Source organism: Streptomyces sp. NBC_00178 (assembly GCF_036206005.1).
Lineage (GTDB): Bacteria > Actinomycetota > Actinomycetes > Streptomycetales > Streptomycetaceae > Streptomyces.
On the sequence record NZ_CP108143.1, the window covers coordinates 4,801,033 to 4,823,863 of the forward strand.

Consider the following 22,831-nt stretch of genomic DNA (forward strand, 5'->3'; position numbering starts at 1 on the left):
CGGGACCGGGGGGTCAGTCCGCGAAGACGGTGACGCCGTCCTCGGCCGCGTGCCGCGGCTCCAGCTCCCGCGCCTCGTGGGTCAGGGCCGCGCGCCGTACCCACACCACGGCCGCTCCGGCGAGGGCGGCGAGCGCGGCGACCACGAACGGGACGTGGATGTCGCTCCACTCCTCGATCTTCGGGGCGAGGAAGGGCGCCGCGGCGGCGGCGAACCACCGGACGAAGTTGTAGCCGGCGCTCGCCACCGGGCGCGGCGCGTCCGAGACGCCCAGGGCGAGTTCGGTGTAGACGGTGTTGTTCATGCCGATGAAGGCGCCGGAGACGATGGTGCAGACGACGGCCGTGGTGTGGTCGCCGTACCCGAGGACCACCAGGTCGGCCGCGAGCAGCACGAGTGAGGCGCCGAGGACCTTCAGCGAGCCGAAGCGCCGCTGCAGGCGCGGGGCGACGAGCACCGAGAACACGGCGAGCAGCAGTCCCCAGGCGAAGAACACCCCGCCCGACCGGTACGGCGACATGTCGAGTACGAACGGCGTGAAGGCCAGGATCGTGAAGAACGCGTAGTTGTAGAAGAACGCCGAGGCGGCGACGGAGGCCAGCCCGCCGTGGCCGAGCGCCCTGACCGGGTCGAGCAGGGACGTCTTCCGGGCGGGCTTCGGCTGCTCCCCGAGGAACGCGGTGATGCACACGAAGCCGATCGCCATCAGGGCGGCGGTGCCGAAGAAGGGGTAGCGCCAGCTCGCGTCGCCGAGCAGGGCGCCGACCAGCGGCCCGCACGCCATGCCGAGGCCGAGGGCCGACTCGTACAGCAGGATCGCGGCGGCGCTGCCGCCGGCCGCCGCTCCGACGATCACGGCGAGCGCGGTCGAGACGAACAAGGCGTTGCCCAGCCCCCACCCGGCACGGAAGCCGACCAGTCCGGCGACGGACGAGGAGGTGCCGGAGAGCGCGGCGAACACGACGACCAGGGCGAGGCCGGCGAGGAGGGTCCTGCGTCCCCCGATGCGGCTGGAGACGAAACCGGTCACGAGCATCGCGACCGCGGTGATCAGGAAGTAGGAGGTGAACAGCAGGGACACCTGGCTGGGTGTGGCCTGGAGTCCCTTCGCGATGGACGGGAGGATCGGGTCCACCAGGCCGATCCCCATGAAGGCCACCACCGAGGCGCCGGCCGTGGCCCATACGGCCTTCGGCTGGCGCAGGACGCTGGTCGTCCGCTCGTCGAGCGGATCCTCTCCCGGCATGACGTCTCTCGCTCTCCACTGGGGGTTTCCTGGCGCCAGAATAAGTTAGACAAGCTAATAGATGCAATCCACATCTAATTTGTCCCGGCGGGAGCCGCGCTGCGGAAGGGTGATCGTCCTTGACGCGGCGACCACCGGAGAGGACGGTGGGGCGTTATGAGGGGCGAACCCAGTTGCCCGAAGTGCGGTGGCCGGGTCAGGGCGCCCGGTCTCTTCGCCGACGCCTGGCAGTGCTCCGCGCACGGCCAGGTGCAGCCGATGCAGCCGGTGGTCCCGCCCAGCGTCGAGGCGCTGGGAGTGGTGGTGCACCGGGCGCGCGTACCCGTGTGGATGCCCTGGCCGCTCCCCGTGGGCTGGCTGTTCACCGGCGCGGCGTACGCGGGCGACGACCGCAGCGGCGGCCGCGCCACCGCCGTCGCCTGCTCCGGTCCCGGACCGCTCGGCGGGATGGGGGAACTCCTGCTCGTCGCCGAGGAGCTGGGTGTCGGGCTGGGCGCGCGCTATGCCGGCATCGAGGGGCCCGACCCCGGTTCCGGTCTGCGCGTCGACACCGCGCCCGACGCCAAGGTGCTCGCCGCGGGCCGGCCCACGGCGCTCTGGCACGTCAAGGACGCCCCCTCCGACCGGGCGGTCTTCGTCGGCGAAGCCCGCGGCCTGTGGCTCTGGGCGATCGTCTGGCCGGAGCAGTCGGGGCTGCTGATGTACGACGACCTGGTGCTGACGGACCTCCGCGACGCCGGCGCGGAAGTGGACCTCGTGCCCTGCGGGGCCCTCACGCCCCGGCTGCTCGCCCGGCCCTGAGGGCGGCCGGAAGGGTGATTCGCGGCGGTTATCCTTGAGCGTCCCCTGTCCGTCCGCCAGCACTGGAGTGAGCGCCGTGCGCATCGACCTGCACGCCCACTCCACCGCGTCGGACGGTACGGACACCCCCGCCGAGCTGGTGGCCGCCGCGGCCGCGGCGGGCCTCGACGTCGTCGCGCTGACCGACCACGACACGGTGGCGGGCCACGCGGAGGCGGCCGCCGCCCTTCCCGAGGGGCTCACCCTCGTCACCGGCGCCGAGCTCTCCTGCCGCGTCGACGGTGTCGGGCTGCACATGCTGGCCTACCTCTTCGACCCCGGGGAGCCCGAACTGGCCCGCGAGCGCGAGCTCGTCCGGGACGACCGGGTGCCGCGTGCCCGGACCATGGTGGGCAAGCTCCGGGAGCTCGGCGTCCCCGTCACCTGGGAGCAGGTCGCGCGCATCGCGGGGGACGGCTCCGTCGGCCGGCCGCACATCGCGACCGCCCTCGTCGAACTCGGTGTCGTGGACTCGGTCTCCGACGCCTTCGTCCCCGAGTGGCTCGCCGACGGCGGCCGGGCCTACGCGGGCAAGCACGAACTCGATCCGTTCGACGCGGTCCGGCTGGTGAAGGCCGCGGGCGGCGTCACCGTCCTCGCCCACCCGCTGGCCGTCAAGCGCGGCGCCGTGGTGCCGGAGGCCGCCATCGCGCGGCTCGCCGCGGCGGGGCTCGACGGCGTCGAGGTGGACCACATGGATCACGACGAACCCACCCGGGCCCGGCTGCGCGGCCTCGCCGCCGAACTGGGCCTGCTGACCACCGGGTCGAGCGACTACCACGGCACCCGCAAGACGGTCGGGCTCGGCGCGTACACCACCGACCCCGAGATCTACGGCGAGATCACCCGGCGCGCGACGGGAGCCTTCCCGGTGCCGGGCGCCGGTGGACCCCGCGACGCCTGAGGGCTGCCCCGTGATCCCCGGCGGGCGCGCGACGACGGCCGCGGCATCTCGCCGCGTCCTCGGGGCGCCCGAGCGCCTCCCGTATGCGGACGTCCCCGCGCCGTGCGGCGCACCGTGTCCGACGCCGTGCGCCGGTCCACCACGGATCACGGAACAGTCCTTAGTCCTCCCCGGCTCATCCGAGGGTCCCTCACCCCGCGGGTGACCGCCCCCGGCCTGCCTCCCTCACGCGTGCGTCGCCCCGGCGCGCGCGTGCCCGGCCGTCCACGGCGTCCGGGCGCCCAACCCCCCCTGTTCGGCCCGCTCTTCTCTCGCAAGGCTCACTGTGTTCGACATCGCTGTCTTCGGATCCCTTTTCCTCACCCTTTTCGTGATCATGGATCCACCCGGAATCACCCCGATCTTCCTGGCCCTCACCGCGGGCCGTCCCGCCAAGGCACAACGCAGGATGGCCCTCCAGGCGGTCTCCGTCGCCTTCGGCGTGATCGCCGTCTTCGGCCTCCTGGGCCAGCAGATCCTGGACTACCTCCACGTCTCCGTACCGGCGCTCATGATCGCGGGCGGCCTCCTGCTGCTGCTCATCGCCCTGGACCTGCTCACCGGCAAGACGGACGAGCCGACGCAGACCAAGGACGTCAACGTGGCGCTCGTCCCGCTGGGCATGCCGCTGCTCGCCGGGCCCGGCGCGATCGTCTCGGTGATCCTCGCGGTGCAGCACGCGGACGGGCCGGTGGGCCAGATCTCGGTCTGGTCGGCGATCCTCGCCATCCACGTCGTGCTCTGGGTGGTCATGCGGTACTCGCTGCTGATCATCCGCGTCATCAAGGACGGAGGTGTGGTGCTGGTCACCCGCCTCGCCGGGATGATGCTCTCGGCCATCGCCGTCCAGCAGATCATCAACGGCGTCACCCAGGTCATCCAGAACTCCTGACGCCCGGGGTCCGCAGGCCCCCGGACACCACGGCGCCCCCGTACGGATCCTCCGTACGGGGGCGCTTCGTCGTCTGCTCGTCGTGCGCTCGTGACCGGCGACTCGAAGCGGTACAGGTGTTACGAGGCCGACGTGTCGGCCGGCCGGATGTAGATGCGCTGGCCCATTGCCGCGGCCTGCTGCACGATCCGGTTGACGGAGGCGGCGTCCACGACGGTGCTGTCCACGGCGGTACCGTCGACGTCGTCGAGTCGCATGATCTCGAAGCGCATATGGCTTCCCTTCGTCTGATCCTCCTGCTGGAGAACTACTGGGAGGACGGGCTGGCCGTCCGCAAGGATGAAGAGCGCAAGGCGTCACGTCTCGCGCTCCACAGGGGGTACAACGGCTTGCCCCACGCAAACATTCCCTACGCTAAGGAAATTTTTTGGATGTCTAAGTACCCGTCGGTAATCGACCGAACGCACACGATGAGGCCCGTATGAACCACGCGGACACGGGGGCGGACGAAGGTCCGGGCATCCGCGAACACATCGACCGGACCAACCAGCTGCTCCAGCGCGTGCTCGCCGAGGTGTCGAAGACCCCTTCCACCCACGCGATCTTCGTCGACGCGGGGTACGTCTACGCGGCGGCGGGCCTGCTCGTCACCGGTACCGAGGACCGCCGCTCCTTCGATCTGGACGCCGAAGGCCTGATCGAGGCCTTCATCGACAAGGCGCGCACGATCTTCGCGGACAGCCGGCTGCTGCGCGTCTACTGGTACGACGGGGCCCGGCGCAGGATCCACACCGTCGAGCAGCAGTCGATCGCCGAACTCCCCGACGTCAAGGTCAGGCTCGGGAACCTCAACGCCAACAACCAGCAGAAGGGCGTCGACTCACTCATCCGCACCGATCTGGAGTCGCTGGCACGGCACCGCGCCATCAGCGACGCGGCACTCGTCGGCGGGGACGAGGACCTCGTCTCGGCCGTGGAGGCCGCGCAAGGGTACGGAGCGCGCGTCCACCTCTGGGGCATCGAGGCGGGCGAGGGCCGCAACCAGGCCGAGCCGCTGCTCTGGGAGGTCGACAGCCAGCGCACCTTCGACCTCGACTTCTGCCGCCCCTACGTCACCCGGCGTCCCGTCACGATGTACGACGACGACAGCCCCGCGCCCGCACGGGACGACGTCCGCTTCGTCGGCGCGCAGATCGCGGCCGGCTGGCTCGCCTCCCGCGGCCGTGACGCCCTCGCCGACCTGCTGCCCGGGCACCCCTACCTGCCCGGTTCCGTCGACCAGGACCTGCTCGTCGAGGCCGAGCGCATGCTGCAGCACTCGCTGCGCGGCCACGCCCACCTGCGCCGGGCGCTGCGCGACGGATTCTGGCAGCACCTCCAGGCGCAGTTCTGACACCGGGCGGGCCGCCGGCGCACCGTGGCCGGCGGCCCGCGCCGGGTGGCTCTCCCGCGCCCCCGACGCCGGTGGATCAGGCCCCGACGCTGTTCCAGAACGAGACGAGCGCGGCGGCCGTCTCCAGCGGGCGGGCGGTGTTCGGGGAGTGCTCGGCCCCCTCGATCACCGTGCGCCGGGCGCCCAGCCGCCGTGCCATGTCGTCGATCAGCGGGACCGGCCAGACGTCGTCGCGCTCACCGGAGATCACGTGCACGGGGAGCGGCAGCGCGGCGAGTTCGGCCACCCGGTCCGGTTCGGCCGACAACTGGGCGCCGGTCGCGATCAGCTGCGCCGGACTGTGGCGCATCCAGCGCAGGCGCAGGTCCTCGCCGTCCCCGGTGTCCGCGTCCTCCGGCGGGTCCAGCGCGCGCATCATCTGCCACACCTCCGCCATGCTCCACCGCCCGAGCGCGTCGCCCAGCAGCCGGGCCTTCTTCTGCTGCGTCGGGTCGATCTCGGCGGGCCCGGACGACATCAGGGTGAGTGAGCGGAAGGGGGCCGCGTCGAGCAGCACGGCGGCGCGGGCGATCTGGCCGCCCAGCGAGTGTCCCAGCAGGTGGATGCCGCCCTCCGGCGGCGGGCCTGCCGCGGCTGCCTGGGCCAGCACATCGCGCGCCAACTCGGCCTGGGCATAGGCATCCTGGTCGTCAGGGCCCTCGGTCTCGTACTGCCCCCGGCCGTCCACCGTCAGGACCCGGAAGCCGGCCGCGGCGAGAGGTTCCAGCAGCGCGATGAAGTCCTCCTTGCTGCCGGTGTACCCGGGCAGGAGGAGTGCGGTGGAGTGCGCGGCGGCAGGCGGCGCGGCGTCCAGCACGGCGAAGTCCCCGCGCTCGGTGCGCAGGACGCGGGCGCGGGCACAGGGGGGCGGGGTGAAGGTGGGCGGCCGGCTCATGGGCCCGAGGTTATCGCCGGAGGCCGGAGCGTGCCCGGGCAGGCACGCGTACGGCCCCGGACCCCGTGGTGCGGGGTCCGGGGCCGTACGTCGTCGAACGGATCAGGCCTCGGTCGTCTCGGCCGCGGCCGTCGTGGCGCGCGCACGGCGCCGGCGCGGCTTGGCGGGAGCCGCACCGTCGTCCACCACGGCCTCGGACACCGCCGCGGTCGTCTTCTCGGCGGCACGCGGGCGGCGGCGGCGCGGCTTGGTCTCCGCGGCCTCGTCGGGCGCGGACGCCGTCTCGACCACCACGTCGGCCTTCGGCTTCGCGGCGGCACGGGGCCGACGACGCGTCTTCGTCTCGGACACCGGCTCCGAGACCGGGGCGATCTGGAAGTCGACCTCGTCGGCCGGCTTCACGACGCGGGTGCGACGGCGCGGCTTGGTGGCCACGGGCTCCGCCACCGGCTCCGCGAGGGCCACGGTCTGGAAGTCCACCACGGGCTCGGCGGCCGGGGCGGCCGCGACGGCGGGCTTCGCGGTGGCGGTACGCGCACGGCGACGGCGCGGCTTGGCCTCGTCGGCCGGCTCGCTCTCCGTCACGGGCGCGGCCTCGACGGCCGGCGCCTCGGTCACGGCCACCGGGGTCTCCACGATGCTCTCGGCCACCGCGGCACGCGTACGGCGACGGCGACGCGGTGTGCGCGGTTCCACCGCCTCCTCGGCGGCCGGCTCGGCCGCCGGAGCGGGCACGGTGACGGCACCCTCGTCGATGCTGCCGCCGCCACGCGTACGACGACGCTGACGCGGGGTGCGCGGCGCCCGCTCCTCACGGGCCGCCGGTGCGGACGCGGCGGACTTGCGGCCACGGCCGCCCGTCTCGCCGAGGTCCTCGATCTCCTCCGCGCGCAGACCCGCACGGGTCCGGTCGGCGCGGGGCAGGACGCCCTTGGTCCCCGCGGGGATACCCAGCTCCTCGTAGAGGTGCGGAGAGGTGGAGTAGGTCTCCGGCGGGTCCGGGAACTTCAGGTCCAGCGCCTTGTTGATCAGCTGCCAGCGCGGGATGTCGTCCCAGTCGACCAGCGTGATCGCGATGCCCTTGGCACCCGCGCGGCCGGTACGGCCGATGCGGTGCAGGTAGGTCTTCTCGTCCTCGGGCGACTGGTAGTTGATGACATGGGTCACACCCTCGACGTCGATGCCGCGGGCGGCGACATCGGTGCAGACGAGGACGTCCACCTTACCGTTGCGGAAGGCGCGCAGCGCCTGCTCGCGGGCACCCTGGCCGAGGTCGCCGTGGACCGCGCCGGAGGCGAAGCCGCGCTTCTCCAGCTGCTCCGCGATGTCGGCGGCCGTCCGCTTCGTGCGGCAGAAGATCATCGCCAGCCCGCGGCCCTCGGCCTGCAGGATGCGCGAGACCATCTCCGGCTTGTCCATGTTGTGCGCGCGGTAGACGAACTGCGCCGTGTTCTTCACGGTCGTGCCCTCGTCGTCGGGCGACGTGGCGTTGATGTGCGTCGGCTGCGACATGTAGCGGCGCGCGAGGCTGATGACGGCACCGGGCATGGTGGCCGAGAACAGCATCGTCTGGCGCCGGGCCGGCAGCATGGTGATGATGCGCTCGACGTCGGGCAGGAAGCCCAGGTCCAGCATCTCGTCGGCCTCGTCGAGGACGAGGACGCGGATGTGCGACAGGTCGAGCTTGCGCTGACCCGCCAGGTCGAGCAGCCGGCCGGGGGTGCCGACGACCACGTCGACGCCCTTCTTGAGGGCCTCGACCTGGGGCTCGTACGCCCGGCCGCCGTAGATCGCGAGGACGCGGACGTTGCGGACCTTGCCGGCCGTCAGGAGGTCGTTGGTGACCTGCTGGCACAGCTCGCGGGTGGGAACGACGATCAGGGCCTGGGGCGCGTCGGTCAGCTTGTCGGGGGCCGCCCGGCCCGCCTCGACGTCGGCGGGGACGGTCACGCGCTCCAGGAGCGGCAGGCCGAAGCCGAGCGTCTTGCCGGTGCCGGTCTTGGCCTGGCCGATGACGTCGGACCCGGAGAGCGCGACGGGAAGCGTCATCTCCTGGATCGGGAAGGGGGACATGATGCCGACGGCTTCGAGGGCTTCGGCCGTCTCGGCGAGGATTCCGAGGTCGCGGAACGTAGTCAGGGTGCTGCCTCTTCTGTGAGACGCGGACCGAGGCGAACGCTGGGGGTCGTACCGTGCCGGGGTTGGTCATCCGGCCTTGGGGAGGCCGGGTGGCGCGGGACCACTGCCGTCGCTCGAGCGCTCGTGCCGCTGAGGGGTCCCCTCCTCTGCGGTCGTACGTGGTGTACGCCTCGCCTGGAGGGCTGTCAGGTCGGAGCCGATCGGGCCACCGACCGGGCATCCTCATTCAGATCGCGCTTCTGGCACAGCAAAATGCTCAGTAAGCGCAATACCACTGTACCCCGGATTCGCGCATGTGTGTTGGGCGAATTCATTGGAACGGTGTGATGTCTCCGTCCCATCGGGCCCTTACGCCCAGGTCGGGGCGGGCTATTCTGCGCTGCATGGAGACGCCTGACAACGCCACTGAAGCACCCGAAGAAGCGCCCGCACCGACCGGGATCGCCGCCCAGGACTGGGCCACCGCCTCCGCCGAGCCGCAGTACCGCGCCGCGGTGGTGGACCTGCTGGGCGCGCTCGCCTACGGAGAGCTCGCGGCCTTCGAGCGGCTCGCCGAGGACGCCAAACTCGCGCCGACACTCGGTGACAAGGCGGCCCTGGCGAAGATGGCGTCCGCCGAATTCCATCATTTCGAGCAGCTCACCGACCGGCTCACCGCCATCGAGGCGGAGCCGACCGCGGCCATGGAGCCGTTCGCCAAGGCGCTGGACGACTTCCACCGGCAGACGGCGCCGTCGGACTGGCTGGAAGGCCTGGTCAAGGCCTACGTCGGCGATTCGATCGCCAGCGACTTCTACCGGGAGATCGCCGCCCGGCTCGACTCGGACACCCGCTCGCTCGTCCTCTCCGTGCTCGACGACACGGGTCACGGCAACTTCGCCGTGGAGAAGGTCCGCGCGGCCATCGAGGCGGAGCCGCGGGTCGGCGGCAGGCTCGCGCTGTGGGCGCGCAGGCTGATGGGCGAGGCGCTCTCGCAGGCGCAGCGGGTCGTCGCGGACCGGGACGCCCTGTCCACCATGCTCGTGGGCGGAGTGGCGGACGGCTTCGACCTCGCCGAGGTCGGCCGGATGTTCTCCCGGATCACCGAGGCCCACACGAAGCGGATGGCCGCCCTCGGCCTCGCCGCCTGAGCGGCCGCCCTACTGGGCCGCCACCGAGCGCACCGGCCGGCTGCCACGCGGGCGGATCAGCAGGGACAGGGTCACGGCCCCCACCAGCGCGGCGCCGGCCGGAGTCGCGAACACATGGCCGGCGCCCAGCGTCGAGTGCGTCAGGTAGGCGCCGAACAGGGCGCCGAGCACGCCCGTGACGTACACCGCCCGCGGTGACGGGAGGCGGCCGGGCAGTGCGCGCAGCGCGAGCCAGGACAGGGCGAGTCCGAGCACGACGGAGCTGATGGATTCCCAGAACACAGAAGGTCACCTCGCTTGGTGGCGCGGCGGTCGGTCGGTCCTTGGCCGTCCTACCCGTGGCCTGCGGAACGCAACCCTCACACGCGCCCGGAGCACCCCTCCGAGGGACGCTCCGGACGCGATCCGGCGAGATGACGGAAACGAACGGGACGCGAAAAGGCGGAGGCCCGGCGGACATCCGCCGGGCCTCCGCCTCTGCTGCGTGCGTCGCGCGGCTACAGCGCGCCGAACCCGACCCGCCGGGTGCTGGGCTCGCCGATCTCCACGTACGCGATCCGGTCGGCCGGTACCAGGACCTTGCGGCCCTTGTCGTCCGTGAGGCTGAGCAGCTGCGCCTTGCCGTTGAGCGCCTCGGCGACCGCGCTCTCGACCTCCTCGGCGGTGAGTCCGCTCTCCAGAACGATCTCGCGGGGCGTGTGCTGCACCCCGATCTTGACCTCCACGGCTATGTCCCTCCGACGGTCGTCATCGCGCGGTCTGACCGCGCCGTACGCAGCACACATTAGCCCGGTGAAGGGACGGACCACGGGTCGACCGGCAACGCCGGCAGCGAACACCGGCCGCGAGCCCGGGCCGGTCTCAGTGCTGATCGGCGCCGTGCAGGGGGAAACCGGCGATCCCGCGCCAGGCGAGCGACGTCAGCAGCTGTACCGCGGACTCGCGCGGGATTCCCGACGGGCTGGAGAGCCAGTAGCGCGCGACGACCTGGGAGACCCCGCCGAGCCCCACCGCGAGCAGCATCGACTCGTCCTTGGACAGGCCCGTGTCGCCGGCGATGACGTCGGAGATGGCCTCCGCGCACTGCAGGGACACCCGGTCGACGCGCTCGCGCACCGCCGGCTCGTTGGTCAGGTCGGACTCGAAGACGAGGCGGAAGGCGCCGCCCTCGTCCTCGACGTAGGCGAAGTAGGCGTCCATGGTCGCCTCGACGCGCAGCTTGTTGTCCGTCGTCGAGGCGAGCGCCGTGCGGACCGCCTGGAGGAGGGACTCGCAGTGCTGGTCGAGCAGCGCGAGGTAGAGCTCCAGCTTTCCGGGGAAGTGCTGGTAGAGCACCGGTTTGCTGACGCCCGCCCGCTCCGCGATGTCGTCCATCGCCGCGGCGTGGTAGCCCTGCGCGACGAAGACCTCCTGCGCGGCGCCCAGCAGCTGGTTGCGTCGGGCACGACGGGGGAGCCGGGTGCCCCGCGGGCGTGCCGTCTCTGTCTGCTCGATGGCTGTCACGCCGCCTCCCAATTTCGTGATCGGACACAGCCGAACCGTGCCGCTGCGCCGTGGGGGCCATCGTACTTTTGAGTAACCCCGGAGTGCGCGGCGCGAACGCAGAATTTCACGGACCGGACGACTCCGGTAGCCGCAGATGCGCAGGTCGACGGCACAAAGTGGTGCGTTCTACCGGTAATCGTCCTCATCTTGCGTGACGACGCGGGCCTGCTCCGCCGCATCCGCCTCGTTCGCCGCTCCCGGGTCGACGTCCGTGAGGGGCTCGTCACGATCCTCCTCGACCGGTGCGCGCTGTTCGGCGGCGTCCGCCTCGGGCGCCTCCGGACCGGACTCGTCCGGCTGGGGGTCCTCGAAGGTCTCCGGGTCGCTCGGGTCGACCGTCATGGGGTGGCTCCCTTCCTTCCCTTGCAGCCTAGGAGCAACCCTCCCGGGCCGCTATGCGGCCTGTGACGGCGAACACATGAACCACCGCGTGATCGTCTCGTAACATTGCCGCATGTCTCCCACCGAGCTGCCCGGTACCCGCGCCGCCGCCGCGGCGGTGGCGCCCACGGTCAGTCCCGTGAGGGTCACGGAGGGCGAGGAGCTGCGCTCCGTCGAGCTTCCGGGGCTCACCCTGACCGTCCGTGCCCGCCCCTCGGATTCCGCGGACGCGGAGCCCGCGCTCCTGGTCCACGGGCTGGGCGGGTCCTCCCAGAACTGGTCGGCCCTGATGCCGCTGCTGACCGACGTCCTCGACAGCGAGGCGGTCGACCTGCCCGGCTTCGGGGACTCCCCGCCACCGGACGACGGCAACTACTCCGTCACCGGACACGCCCGGGCCGTGATGCGGCTGCTGGACGCGGGCGGGCGCGGGCCCGTTCACCTTTTCGGGAACTCCCTGGGCGGCGCCGTCGCCACCCGGGTCGCGGCCGTCCGGCCCGATCTGGTGCGCACCCTCACCCTGGTCTCCCCGGCCCTGCCCGAGATCCGGGTCCAGCGGCCGGCCGTCCCCACGGCGCTGCTCGCACTCCCGGGCGTAGCTTCCCTGTTCGCCAGGCTCACCCGGGGCTGGACCGCGGAGCAGCGGACCCGCGGCGCCATGGCACTCTGTTACGGCGATCCGACACGCATCTCCGACGAGGCCTTCCGCAACGCGGTGGCCGAGATGGAGAGACGACTGCAACTTCCGTACTTCTGGGACGCCATGACACGCTCGGCCCGGGGCATCGTCGATGCCTACACGCTGGGTGGGCAGCACGGTCTGTGGCGCCAGGCCGAGCGGGTGCTCGCACCGACCCTGCTCGTGTACGGCTCGAAGGACCAGCTCGTCTCGTACCGGATGGCACGCAGGGCGTCCGCGGCCTTCCGCGACTCGCGCCTGCTGACACTGCCCGAGGCCGGGCACGTGGCGATGATGGAGTACCCGGAGGCGGTCGCCCAGGCGTTCCGGGAACTGCTCGACGAACGCGGCGGGAGCTGATCCGGGCACGTGGGACGACACAGTCGAAAGGGCCCCGAGGCAAAGGGCCGTGACGCGGGGACGGCGGGTGCCGAGCGCGCCCCCGGAGTCCCGCAGCCCGGTACGGGCAGGCGCGGGCGCGACGCCCGCCCCGCCGCGGGGGACGGGCAGGGCCCCTTCCGCGACGCGCCGCGGGTGCGCGGCGGGCACCCCGAGCAGCGAGAGCCGGGCGGCGGCTGGGGGACCGGGCCGCAGCCGGTGCGCGACGGCCGGCAGGACGTGTCCGGACCCGCGGCGCACGAGGCGTTCCGCGTCCGGCAGGCCGTGGCGCGGCAGCAGGCGGCCCAACGTGCCGCCGGCCGGACGCAGCCGCGGCGGACCGGCGACGCGCCGCTGATACCGGGCCCGCGCCAGGAGTTCCTGGAGGCGTTCGACACCACGCCTTCGCGTCCGGCGCCGCCCGCGCCTCCCGTGGCCGCGGCCGGGAGCCCGGCGGACGACGGCGGATCGGACGGTGCCCCGGGCGGCGGGAGCGCGCGGGTCAAGGGCGGCAAGGGCCGCGCCTTCACCGGTGTGGCGGCCGCCGCGGTGACCACCGTGCTGGCGGTCGTGGTGGCCGGGCAGGTCGCCGACGGCCCCGGGCGCGGCGGCGGCACCTCGCCGTCCGCCGGCGTCGACCGGCAGGACTCCGAGGACGCCTCGCGTTCGGTGGACCGGCCGACCCCTCCGGCGGGACGGCCCGAGGTCAAGACCATGTCGTACGCCGCGAGGATGGCCATGCCCTTCCCGCTGGCGCCCGACCTGAAGGCGTCGGGGAAGTTCGAGGCGGTGCCCGGCCTGGCGAAGGCGCCGGGCAAGGGGCACAAGTACCGGTACCGGATCGACGTCGAGCAGGGCCTGGGCCTCGACGCCGGGCTGTTCGCCGAAGCGGTGCAGAAGACGCTGAACGACGACCGGAGCTGGGCGCACGGCGGCGCGATGACCTTCGAGCGGGTCTCCTCCGGCGAACCCGACTTCGTGATCACCCTCGCGAGTCCGGGAACCACGGGCGTCTGGTGCGAGAAGTCGGGGCTGGACACCACGGAGGACAACGTCTCCTGCGACTCCGCCGCCACCGACCGCGTGATGATCAACGCGTACCGCTGGGCGCAGGGTGCCTCGACGTTCGGCCCGGACAAGCTCCTGCCCTACCGGCAGATGCTGATCAACCACGAGGTCGGCCACCGCCTCGGGCACAACCATGTGAGCTGTCGCACTCCGGGCGCCCTGGCGCCCGTCATGCAGCAGCAGACCAAGACCCTTGACCTGGACGGCATCAAGTGCCGTCCCAACCCCTGGGTGTTCCCGGGCGGTTGATCCGCGGCGGAGGCGGTTCGTCCACATAGTGGGACGACCGTCTCATCCCGCGTTGACATCGGTTTGGGGGGTCGTCCATATTTCTCCCCATGTCGCACAGTCCCGCATCCTCCGAGAGCGCCGCCCTTGAGCTGGCACTCTTCGGCGTGGCCGGGCACTGTGTAGCCGACATTCTCTGTCGCTGACGCCTGCTCGAGCGCGCGTCGGCATTCCGACGACCCCCCTCCGGGTTCGTCGGCCCCTCCATGACACCGCGCCCGGGCGTACTCCGCCCGCAGGCGCGGCCCTTCCGGTATCCGGTCCATCCCCTCCCCGGGGGCGGACCGCGCTGCGTCCGTGCGGAATCCCACCCTCCTTCCCCACCGCAGCACACCGAGAGGCCATCTTCCGATGAGTCAGCCGTCCTTCATATCGCGCAGAGTGGCGACCACCGCCGCCGTCAGCCTCGTTCTCGTCGCAGGGCTCGCGGCCTGCGGACCCCAGGACGACGACGGCAAGAAGAGCGTCGGTTCGTCCGGCGCCTCGGGCAAGCCGGCCAAGGGCGGCACCCTCACGGTGCTCAACAGCAACCCGCAGGACGACTTCGACCCCGCACGGCTCTACACCTCCGGCGGCGGCAACGTCCCCTCCCTCGTCTTCCGCACCCTCACCACCCGCAACCGCGAGAACGGCGCCGCGGGCTCCGAGGTCGTCCCGGACCTCGCGACCGACCTCGGCAAGCCGAGCAAGAACGCCACCGTCTGGACGTACACCCTCAAGGAAGGGCTGAAGTACGAGGACGGCACCGCGATCACCAGCGCGGACATCAAGTACGGCATCGAGCGCTCCTTCGCCCCCGAACTCTCCGGCGGTGCGCCCTACCTGCGCGACTGGCTGATCGGCGGGGCCGACTACCAGGGCCCGTACAAGGACAAGAAGGGCCTGGCCTCGATCGAGGTGCCCGACGCCCGGACCATCGTCTTCCACCTGAACAAGCCCGAGGGCGAGTTCCCGTACCTGGCGACCCAGACCCAGACGACACCGGTGCCGCAGGCCAAGGACAAGGGCGCCAAGTACGAGAACCACCCCCTCTCCTCCGGCCCGTACAAGGTCGTCAGCAACGAGGGCGACGGCGAGCGCCTCGTCCTGGAGCGCAACACCTTCTGGTCGCCCGCGACGGACGAGGAGCGCAAGGCCTACCCCGACCGCATCGACGTGCGCTCCGGGCTCGACTCGGCCGTCATCAACCAGCGGCTCTCCGCCTCCCGCGGCGCCGACGCCGCCGCCGTCACCACGGACACCAACCTCGGCCCGGCCGAGCTCGCCAAGGTGACCGGCGACAAGAAGCTCGCCGGCCGTGTCGGCACCGGCCACTTCGGCTACACGAACTACATCGCCTTCAACCCGAAGGTGAAGCCGTTCGACAACCCGAAGGTGCGCCAGGCGATCTCGTACGCCGTCGACCGCACCTCGGTCGTCAACGCGGCCGGCGGCTCCTCGCTCGCCGAGCCCGCCACCACCTTCCTGCCGGAGCAGGCGTCCTTCGGCCACAGCGCCTACGACGCCTTCCCGGGCGGAAAGTCGGGCGACCCGGCCAAGGCCAGGGAGCTGCTGAAGGAGGCCGGCTACGCCAAGGGCCTGACCATCACCCTCACGCACAACAACGACAAGAACTTCGAGACCAGCCCGGAGATCGCCACCGCGATCCAGGAGGCGCTGAAGAAGGCCGGGATCACGGTCAAGCTCCAGGGCCTGGAGTCCAACGCCTACTCGGACAAGATCTTCAACGTGAAGACCGAGCCCGGCTTCTTCCTGACCGGCTGGGGCGCCGACTGGCCGTCCGGCGGCCCGTTCCTCGCGCCGATCTTCGACGGACGCCAGATCGTCAAGAGCGGCTACAACTTCAACTCCTTCCAGCTCGACGACCCCTCGGTCAACAAGGAGGTCGACGAGATCAACAAGCTGACCGACCTGAAGGCGGCCGCGAAGCGCTGGGGCGCACTCGACAAGAAGATCGGTGAGCAGGCGGTCACCGTGCCGCTGTTCCACCCCGTCTACAAGCGCCTGTTCGGCGAGGACGTCAAGAACGTCGTCATCAGCGACTGGACCGGCGTGCTCGACATCTCGCAGGCCGCGGTCAAGTAACCATGGCCGAAGCTCTGCTGGTCAAGGAGGCGGGGGCCGTCCAGGCCCCCGCCTCCGGGGCCTCCTCGTTCTGGCGGCGGCTGCGCGCACGGCGCTCCGCCGCCGTGGCGGCCGTGGTCGTCGCCCTCCTGGTCCTGGTCGCACTCGCCGCCCCGCTGCTCGCGGGCATCGAGGGCCAGGACCCCACCACGTACCACGCCGACCTCGTCGACTCCGCGACCGGCGGGGTGCCGCTGGGCTCGTTCGGCGGGATCAGCGCCGACCACTGGCTCGGCGTCGAACCCCTCACCGGACGCGACCTCTTCGCCCGGGTCGTCTACGGCGCCCGGGTGTCGCTCGGCGTCGCCCTGGGCGCGACCCTGCTCCAGGTGATCATCGGTGTGGCCGTCGGGCTCGCCGCAGGACTCGGCAACCGTTTCGTCGACCAGGCGCTCAGCCGCGTCACCGACATCGTCGTCGCCCTGCCCGTCATGGTGATCGCCCTGGGCGCCCTCGCGGTCGTCCCCGCCGGCTTCCCGCGCCCGGTGCTGATCGCCGTGATCGTCGGCCTGGTCGGCTGGTCCGGCATCTCCAAGGTCGTGCGCGCCAAGACCCTCGCGCTGAAGTCGCTCGACCACGTGGCGGCCGCCCGGCTCAGCGGCTGGGGCGCCTGGCGGATCGCCCGGCGCGAACTGCTGCCCGCGCTGGCCGCACCCGTCATCACCTACGCCGTGCTGCTCTTCCCCGGCGACATCGTCGTCGAGGCGGCACTGTCCTTCCTCGGCGTCGGCATCAAGCCGCCCACGCCCTCCTGGGGACAGATGCTCAGCGACGCCGACACCTGGTACCAGGCGGCGCCCACCTATCTGCTGATCCCCGCCCTGCTGATCTTCGTCACCGTGCTGGCGCTGACCGTCCTCGGCGAAGGCGTACGCAACGCCCTCGACCCCCGCGTCGCGTCCCGCCTGCGGATCGGCACCGGACGCAAGAAGGAGGCCGGAGCATGAGCCGGTTCGTGCTGCGGCGCGTCGGCGGGGCGGTCTTCGTGCTCCTCGCCCTCAGCGTCGTCGTCTACATCGCCTTCTACGTCGCCCCGGGCAACGTCGCGCAGATCGCCTGCGGCCCGCGCTGTTCCCCGGCCCAGGTGGCCCAGGTCAGCGACCAACTGCGTCTCGGTGACCCGCTGTACCTGCAGTACGCCCACTTCCTCCAGGGGATCTTCGTCGGCCATGACTACTCCACCGGCACCGGGATCCTGCACTGCCAGGCACCCTGCCTCGGACGCTCCTACCGGAACGACGAGCAGGTCACCCAGATGATCCTGACCAAGCTTCCGGCCACCGCCTCGCTCGCCGTCGGCGCGTTCGTGCTGTGGGTCGTGCTCGGCGTCGGCACCGGGCTGCTGTCGGTCTGGCGGCGCGGAAGGGCGACCGAGCGTCTCCTCACCGGGCTGACCCTGGCCGGCCTGGCCACGCCCGTCTTCGTCGTCGGCCTGCTGCTGATCATCGTCTTCTGCTCGGCCCTGCAACTGCTCCCCTTCCCCGACTACGTCCCGCTCACCGAGAACCCCGAACAGTGGGCCTGGAACCTCCTGCTGCCGTGGGTCTCCCTGGCCCTGGTCTCCGCCGCCCCGTACGCCCGGATGACCCGGGCGTCGATGCTGGAGACCCTCGCGGAGGACCACGTGCGCACCTTCCGGGCGTACGGGGTGAGCGAGCGCAGTCTCGTCGGGCGGCACGCGCTGCGCGGCGCGCTCGCTCCCGTGATCGCACTCGGCGCGCTGGACATCGGCTCGATGTTCGGCGGAGCCGTCCTCACCGAATCGCTCTTCAACATCCCCGGCGTCGGACGCGAACTCGTCGACGCCGTGAAGAACGTCGACCTGCCGGTCGTCGTCGGCCTGGTGCTCGTCACCGGCTTCTTCGTCGTCCTTGCCAATGCCCTCGCGGACGTCCTCCAGGCGATGGCCGACCGTCGGGTGGTGCTGGCATGAGCCTGGTCGAGGTTTCCGGTCTGACCGTCTCCTTCGGCGGCGCGGACGGTGTGACGGCCGTGGACGGCCTGTCCTTCACGCTGGAGGAGGGGGCCGCGCTCGGCGTCGTCGGCGAGTCCGGCTCCGGCAAGAGCGCGTCGGCGTGGGCCCTGCTCGGGCTCCACCGGGGGACGGGCGCCACGGTCGACGGCTCCGTCCGTGTCGCCGGCGTGGACGTGCAGACGGCAGGCGACGCGGAACTGCGCGCGCTGCGCGGGGCGAAGGCCGCGATGGTCTTCCAGGACCCGCTGTCCTCGCTGGACCCGTACTACGCGGTCGGTGACCAGATCGCCGAGGTGTACCGGGTCCACACACGGGCCTCCCGGCGGGCGGCGCGGGCGCGGGCCGTCGAGGTGCTCGACCGGGTCGGGATCCCCGACGCGGCGCGCCGTTCGCGGTCGCGGCCGCACGAGTTCTCGGGCGGGATGCGGCAGCGCGCCCTGATGGCGATGGCACTCGCCTGCGAGCCGCGCCTGCTGATCGCCGACGAGCCGACGACCGCGCTCGACGTGACCGTGCAGGCCCAGATCCTCGATCTGCTGCACGGCCTGCGGCGGGAGACGGGCATGGGCCTGCTGCTGGTGACGCACGACGTGGGCGTCGCGGCCGAGAGCGTCGACCACGTCCTCGTGATGCAGCACGGCCGGGCCGTGGAGCGCGGGCCCGTCGCCGAGGTGCTGGGGTCGCCCCGGCAGCCGTACACGCGTGAACTGCTCGCGGCGGTGCCCCGGGTGGACGCGGAACGTACCCGGGCGGCGGCCGCGTCCGTGCCGGCGCAGGACGGGCCGCCGCTGCTCGAAGCCGTCGGCCTCAGCCGCGAGTTCGGGCGCGGCGCGGGCCGGGTCACCGCCGTGGACGAGGTCTCGCTCACGGTCCGCGCGGGCGAGACGCTCGGCATCGTCGGCGAGAGCGGCAGCGGCAAGACCACGCTCGGGCGCATGCTCGTGCGACTGCTCGATCCGACGGCCGGGCAGCTCCGGTACCGGGGCGAGGACATCGGCTCGCTGTCGGACAAGGCGCTCCGGCCCGTCCGCCGCGAGATCCAGATGGTCTTCCAGGACCCGGTCGCCTCGCTCAACCCGCGGCGCTCGATCGGCGAGTCGGTGGCCGACCCGCTCCGGGCGGCGGGGGAGACGGACGAGAGGCTGATCCGGAACCGGGTCGGTGAGCTGCTGGAGCGGGTCGGCCTCGACGCCGGGCGGTACGCGCGCTACCCGCACGAGTTCAGCGGCGGCCAGCGGCAGCGGGTCGGCATCGCGCGGGCCCTCGCCGCCGGTCCGAAGCTGATCGTGTGCGACGAACCGGTCTCCGCGCTGGACGTCACGACCCAGGCCCAGGTGATCGGCCTGCTCGCGGAACTCCAGCGCGAACTGGGCATCGGGCTCGTCTTCATCGCCCACGACCTGGCCGTCGTACGCCAGGTCAGCGACCGCGTGGCGGTCATGCGGCAGGGCCGGATCGTCGAGCAGGGGGCGGTGGACGAGGTGTACGGGTCGCCGCGGGATCCCTACACCCGCCGGCTCCTGGCGGCGGTGCCCGCACTCGACCCCGGAGTCGCGGCCGCCCGCCGCGCGGCCCGTGAGGAGCTGGCCGCAGCCTGACTCCGCGTGACCTCGCGCGCCATTGTCGCAACTGAACGCGACCGGCGCGGGAAAGTTACGCCGGTTCACCCCTTTCGGTGGTGCGACGGACAACCGTCCGTCGCACCACCCGCATATCCGCTTACGGTCGTCCCGCTGTGAGTCGCCGATCAACGGCGGCCGCCCACAAGGGAGATCAGGGGGTGTGCTCGTGCGGATCGGACTCCTCACGGACGGTGGCTATCCGTATGCGACCGGTGAGTCCAGACTCTGGTGCGACCGTCTGGTGCGCGGTCTGCCGCAGCACGAGTTCGACCTCTTCGCGCTCAGCCGGTCCGCCGAGCAGGAGCAGCGGGGCTGGGTCAGGCTTCCCGACCGGGTCGGCCGGGTGCGGACCGCGCCGCTGTGGACGTGCGACGACGACGCCCTGCACGCCCGCAGGCCCCGGGGCCTGCCGCGCAACTTCGCCACGGGCCTCGGGCGGTCGTACGGCAGACGGGACCGGCGGCGCTTCACGGCGCACGTGACACAACTCGTCGGCGCGGTCTGCGCGGGCGGGGACACGGGACCGGAGTCCGGGGACCTGGTGGACACGGTCGCCGCCGCCCGCTTCACGGAGGGCCTCTACGGACTCGCCGAACTGGCCCGGGACCGGGGCGGACTGCACACCGCCCTGCGTTCGGAGGCGACCGTACGCATCGTCGAGTCCTCCTGCCGCGCTCCGGGGACCGGCCGGACCGTGCACAGCGCCACCGTCCCCGACTACCTCGCCTTCGCCGCCGCCCTGGAGTGCGCCCTGCGCCCGCTGTCCCTCGACTGGTACGAGGAGGACGGCCTCGGCGCGGTCGACCTGTGCCATGCGGCCTCCGGCGGCGCCGCGGCCCTTCCGGGGCTGCTGGCCAAACGCTTCTTCGGCGTACCGCTGCTGGTGACGGAGCACGGCGTACCGCTGCGCGCCCACTACCTCGCGGCGCCCGAGGGCGCACCCGGTGCCCCCGTGCGCGCCCTGCTGGCCACCTTCCACGGGCTGCTCGCCTCCGAGGTCTACCGGCAGGCCGCACTCATCACCCCCGGCAACACCCATGTCCGCCGCTGGCAGGAGCGGTTCGGCGCCGTCCGCGGCAAGCTGCGCACGGTCTACCCGGGGATGGAGGCGCGGCGGTTCGGAGACGTGGGGGAGGGGGACGACGGCGGCGGCCCCGGCACGCTGGTGTGGATCGGCCGGATCGAACCCGCCAAGGACCTGATCGCGCTGCTGCACGCCTTCGCCGAGGTGCGCCGGGCCGAACCGGGCACCCGGCTGCGCATCTTCGGCGCCCCGGTCCCGGGGGCCGAGGGCGACACCTACCTGGACCGGTGCAAGGCGCTCGCCGCCCAGCTCTTCCCCGACGAGGCCACGGACGCGCACACCGTCGGGGACAACCCCGTCACCTTCGAGGAGATCGGCGGGCCCGAGGTGCCCGACCTCGCGGAGGCGTACGCGGCGGGCGGAGTCGTCGTGCTGTCCAGCGTCGTGGAGGGCTTTCCCATCAGCCTCGTCGAGGCGATGTTCTGCGCGAGGGCCACCGTCTCGACGGACGTGGGGGCGGTGGTCGAGATCGTCGGCGGCACGGGGCTGGTCGTGCCCCCGCGCAATCCGCGGGCGCTCGCCGACGCGTGCGTCGCGCTCCTGCGCGACCCCGAGCGCCGGGCGCGCCTGGGGGCCGCCGCCCGCGCCAGGGCGCTCGAACTCTTCACCGTGGAGCAGAACCTCGCCGCGTTCCGCGAGATCTACCTGGACCTGGTGGGGCAGGCCCCGGCCCGCTGGGCCGCCCCGGCCGGTCCCGCGGAGCCGCCGAGGCCCTTCGCCACGCCCCCCGAGGCGCACGTGCTCGGCTGCCTGCCCGCCCCCACCGAACCGGCCGTGTCCGGGGCGGGCAGACAGCCGAGCTGGGCTCTCGGCGCCGAGAGCGTGTGCGCGGGCGCACGCGGAGCGGGGAACGGCGATGCGTGACGAGACGAGCGCCCACGACCACGGAGGCGCCCCCATGCGCGGACCGGCCGACGCTCCCGACGCCGGGCGGGAAGCCGCGGACCCGAGCGCCGCGGCGGTCGGGTCCGCCGTCCGGGCGCCCGAGATCGCGTACCGCCCCGCCCGCAGGACCGCCACGCGGCGCGGCCCCGCCGACCCGGTGAAGGTGCTCATGCACCGCCACCGCGACCTCTGCGAGCGCGCCGTCGACCCCCTGGAGATCGCCGCCGGCCTGGAGGCGCACGGCCTCACCGACCGCACCGCGGCCCGCTACCGGCACCGCGACGTCTTCTCGCTCGCGGAGGAGCTCTACGCCCGCTACCCCGGCACGGGCAGGCCCGCGCCCGCGTCCCGCCCGCCGCACCCGCACCCGGCCGGGGAAGGCCGGGCCGGATGGACCCTGTCCGCCCTGGTGCCCGGCGCCGCCTGCCTCGCGACCGCCGGAGCGCTCCGGGCCACCGCAGGGGTGCTCGGCGGGGAGGCCCGCCTGGCGATGACCGCCGCGGGAGCACTCCTCGTCCTCCTCGGACTCCGGCTCTGCCTGCGCGACGGCCCGCTGCGCGCCCGGGACGGCGTCGGCGGCGTCACGCTCTACGTCTGCTGGCTCCTCGGATACGCCGTGTACGGCGACGACCTGATCGCCCAGGTCATCAGCGGCGGACCCGACGGGGCCTGGGCGGCCTCGCCCGCCCCCCTGCCGGGGCTGGTGCTGGCGCTGGTCCCGGCGGCCTGGTGCGCCCATCTCTTCGCCGAGCACGCCCGCCGCCGCCTCGCGGGCTCACACGCCCTGGCGGAGTTCGGCGCCGGCGTACGCCCCCTGCTGTTCGCCGTCGTGGCGCTCCACCTCTGCGCACTGGCCGCCCTCCTCTTCCTCACCGACCTCGGATACGGCGGAGAGCACGGCGTCCCCACCGGCGCGGCCGCGCTCGGCCTGCTGCTGTTCCTGGCCCGCCTGCTCGCCGTCCACGGCTTCCCCGAACCCGCCGCCACCGGACTGGCGGCCGCCTGCGCCGTCGAGGTCGGGGCCCCCTTCCTGGTGCTCTCCGGACGGCTGCCGGGCCTCGGCCTCCTCGCCGCTCCGGTCGACGCGCTCGTCGCCGCGGCGGGACCCGGCGGCGTGTCCGCCCTCGCCTGCGGGGTCGCCGCCCTCGCGCTGCTGCTCCACGCATCGGTCACCCTCACCCGGGCCTCCGCCCACGCCCCGGCGTAGCCGGACCGCCCGACCCCCCGCGGAGCCGACGCCGCGGGTCTTCCCACCCGCCCCACACCTTCCTCAAGGAGACACCGG

22 protein-coding genes are annotated in these 22,831 nt (G+C 72.8%); 14 read left to right on the top strand and 8 right to left on the bottom strand.

Annotation, left to right across the window (positions count from 1 at the left end; genetic code table 11):
• Nucleotides 1–13: 13 nt before the first annotated feature.
• A complete protein-coding gene (locus tag OHT61_RS21185; RefSeq protein ID WP_329040388.1) occupies nucleotides 14–1,246 on the bottom strand; it encodes an MFS transporter in 1,233 nt (410 codons plus the stop codon).
• 156 nt (nucleotides 1,247–1,402) lie between these two features.
• Here OHT61_RS21185 and OHT61_RS21190 point away from each other — a divergent pair, with 156 nt between their 5' ends.
• From OHT61_RS21190 to OHT61_RS21200, 3 genes are all read left to right on the top strand, one after another.
• Nucleotides 1,403–2,047: a DUF6758 family protein gene (locus OHT61_RS21190; RefSeq protein ID WP_329040389.1), complete on the top strand. Its 645-nt coding sequence runs from the start codon at nucleotides 1,403–1,405 to the stop codon at nucleotides 2,045–2,047.
• 76 nt (nucleotides 2,048–2,123) lie between these two features.
• On the top strand, nucleotides 2,124–2,990 hold the full coding sequence (locus OHT61_RS21195; RefSeq protein WP_329040391.1) for a PHP domain-containing protein: 867 nt from the start codon (nucleotides 2,124–2,126) through the stop codon (nucleotides 2,988–2,990).
• Nucleotides 2,991–3,315: 325 nt separating this feature from the next.
• Nucleotides 3,316–3,921, top strand: coding sequence for a MarC family protein (locus tag OHT61_RS21200; protein ID WP_329040392.1), 606 nt, complete (start codon nucleotides 3,316–3,318; stop codon nucleotides 3,919–3,921).
• A 119-nt stretch (nucleotides 3,922–4,040) separates the two neighbouring features.
• On the opposite strand, the gene OHT61_RS21205 is transcribed toward OHT61_RS21200, so the two are convergent.
• A complete protein-coding gene (locus OHT61_RS21205) occupies nucleotides 4,041–4,193 on the bottom strand; it encodes a hypothetical protein (RefSeq protein WP_014154223.1) in 153 nt (50 codons plus the stop codon).
• 209 nt (nucleotides 4,194–4,402) lie between these two features.
• Between OHT61_RS21205 and OHT61_RS21210 the strand changes: the two genes are divergently transcribed.
• The gene (locus tag OHT61_RS21210) at nucleotides 4,403–5,314 is read left to right on the top strand and encodes an NYN domain-containing protein (RefSeq protein ID WP_329040393.1); all 912 of its coding nucleotides are present in this window, start codon (nucleotides 4,403–4,405) and stop codon (nucleotides 5,312–5,314) included.
• Between the two features lie 76 nt (nucleotides 5,315–5,390).
• Here OHT61_RS21210 and OHT61_RS21215 read toward each other — a convergent pair whose 3' ends face one another.
• Both OHT61_RS21215 and OHT61_RS21220 read right to left on the bottom strand, forming a co-directional pair.
• A complete protein-coding gene (locus OHT61_RS21215) occupies nucleotides 5,391–6,248 on the bottom strand; it encodes an alpha/beta fold hydrolase (RefSeq protein WP_329040394.1) in 858 nt (285 codons plus the stop codon).
• 102 nt (nucleotides 6,249–6,350) lie between these two features.
• Nucleotides 6,351–8,321, bottom strand: coding sequence for a DEAD/DEAH box helicase (locus tag OHT61_RS21220; RefSeq protein WP_329040395.1), 1,971 nt, complete (start codon nucleotides 8,319–8,321; stop codon nucleotides 6,351–6,353).
• A gap of 449 nt (nucleotides 8,322–8,770) precedes the next feature.
• Between OHT61_RS21220 and OHT61_RS21225 the strand changes: the two genes are divergently transcribed.
• Complete coding sequence (locus tag OHT61_RS21225; RefSeq protein ID WP_329040396.1) at nucleotides 8,771–9,517, top strand: ferritin-like fold-containing protein; 747 nt, start codon at nucleotides 8,771–8,773, stop codon at nucleotides 9,515–9,517.
• A gap of 9 nt (nucleotides 9,518–9,526) precedes the next feature.
• On the opposite strand, the gene OHT61_RS21230 is transcribed toward OHT61_RS21225, so the two are convergent.
• The 4 genes from OHT61_RS21230 to OHT61_RS21245 all read right to left on the bottom strand — a co-directional run bounded on the left by OHT61_RS21230 (nucleotide 9,527) and on the right by OHT61_RS21245 (nucleotide 11,404).
• Nucleotides 9,527–9,799 (bottom strand): hypothetical protein, encoded by a 273-nt coding sequence (locus tag OHT61_RS21230; RefSeq protein ID WP_329040397.1) that lies wholly within the window; start codon nucleotides 9,797–9,799, stop codon nucleotides 9,527–9,529.
• 215 nt (nucleotides 9,800–10,014) lie between these two features.
• Nucleotides 10,015–10,242, bottom strand: a complete 228-nt coding sequence (locus tag OHT61_RS21235) for a DUF3107 domain-containing protein (protein ID WP_327114974.1) — start codon at nucleotides 10,240–10,242, stop codon at nucleotides 10,015–10,017.
• Between the two features lie 136 nt (nucleotides 10,243–10,378).
• On the bottom strand, nucleotides 10,379–11,020 hold the full coding sequence (locus OHT61_RS21240) for a TetR/AcrR family transcriptional regulator (protein WP_327114972.1): 642 nt from the start codon (nucleotides 11,018–11,020) through the stop codon (nucleotides 10,379–10,381).
• Between the two features lie 168 nt (nucleotides 11,021–11,188).
• Nucleotides 11,189–11,404 (bottom strand): hypothetical protein, encoded by a 216-nt coding sequence (locus OHT61_RS21245; protein ID WP_329040398.1) that lies wholly within the window; start codon nucleotides 11,402–11,404, stop codon nucleotides 11,189–11,191.
• 112 nt (nucleotides 11,405–11,516) lie between these two features.
• On the opposite strand from OHT61_RS21245, the gene OHT61_RS21250 reads away from it, so the two are divergent.
• The 9 genes from OHT61_RS21250 to OHT61_RS21290 all read left to right on the top strand — a co-directional run bounded on the left by OHT61_RS21250 (nucleotide 11,517) and on the right by OHT61_RS21290 (nucleotide 22,753).
• Nucleotides 11,517–12,482: an alpha/beta fold hydrolase gene (locus OHT61_RS21250; RefSeq protein ID WP_329040400.1), complete on the top strand. Its 966-nt coding sequence runs from the start codon at nucleotides 11,517–11,519 to the stop codon at nucleotides 12,480–12,482.
• A 9-nt stretch (nucleotides 12,483–12,491) separates the two neighbouring features.
• Nucleotides 12,492–13,817 carry a DUF3152 domain-containing protein gene (locus tag OHT61_RS21255; RefSeq protein ID WP_329040401.1) on the top strand — a complete coding sequence of 442 codons (1,326 nt, stop codon included), beginning with the start codon at nucleotides 12,492–12,494 and terminating at the stop codon, nucleotides 13,815–13,817.
• An 89-nt stretch (nucleotides 13,818–13,906) separates the two neighbouring features.
• Complete coding sequence (locus OHT61_RS21260) at nucleotides 13,907–14,002, top strand: Ms4533A family Cys-rich leader peptide (RefSeq protein WP_329040402.1); 96 nt, start codon at nucleotides 13,907–13,909, stop codon at nucleotides 14,000–14,002.
• Nucleotides 14,003–14,207: 205 nt separating this feature from the next.
• The gene (locus tag OHT61_RS21265; RefSeq protein WP_329040404.1) at nucleotides 14,208–15,941 is read left to right on the top strand and encodes an ABC transporter substrate-binding protein; all 1,734 of its coding nucleotides are present in this window, start codon (nucleotides 14,208–14,210) and stop codon (nucleotides 15,939–15,941) included.
• Nucleotides 15,942–15,943: 2 nt separating this feature from the next.
• Nucleotides 15,944–16,927 (top strand): ABC transporter permease, encoded by a 984-nt coding sequence (locus OHT61_RS21270; protein ID WP_329040406.1) that lies wholly within the window; start codon nucleotides 15,944–15,946, stop codon nucleotides 16,925–16,927.
• A complete protein-coding gene (locus tag OHT61_RS21275; protein WP_329040408.1) occupies nucleotides 16,924–17,913 on the top strand; it encodes an ABC transporter permease in 990 nt (329 codons plus the stop codon). Before OHT61_RS21270 ends, OHT61_RS21275 begins: the two co-directional genes overlap by 4 nt.
• Nucleotides 17,910–19,553: an ABC transporter ATP-binding protein gene (locus OHT61_RS21280; protein ID WP_329040409.1), complete on the top strand. Its 1,644-nt coding sequence runs from the start codon at nucleotides 17,910–17,912 to the stop codon at nucleotides 19,551–19,553. Before OHT61_RS21275 ends, OHT61_RS21280 begins: the two co-directional genes overlap by 4 nt.
• Nucleotides 19,554–19,743: 190 nt before the next feature.
• Complete coding sequence (locus tag OHT61_RS21285) at nucleotides 19,744–21,525, top strand: DUF3492 domain-containing protein (RefSeq protein WP_329043350.1); 1,782 nt, start codon at nucleotides 19,744–19,746, stop codon at nucleotides 21,523–21,525.
• Complete coding sequence (locus tag OHT61_RS21290; protein ID WP_329040410.1) at nucleotides 21,518–22,753, top strand: hypothetical protein; 1,236 nt, start codon at nucleotides 21,518–21,520, stop codon at nucleotides 22,751–22,753. Before OHT61_RS21285 ends, OHT61_RS21290 begins: the two co-directional genes overlap by 8 nt.
• Nucleotides 22,754–22,831: the final 78 nt, after the last annotated feature.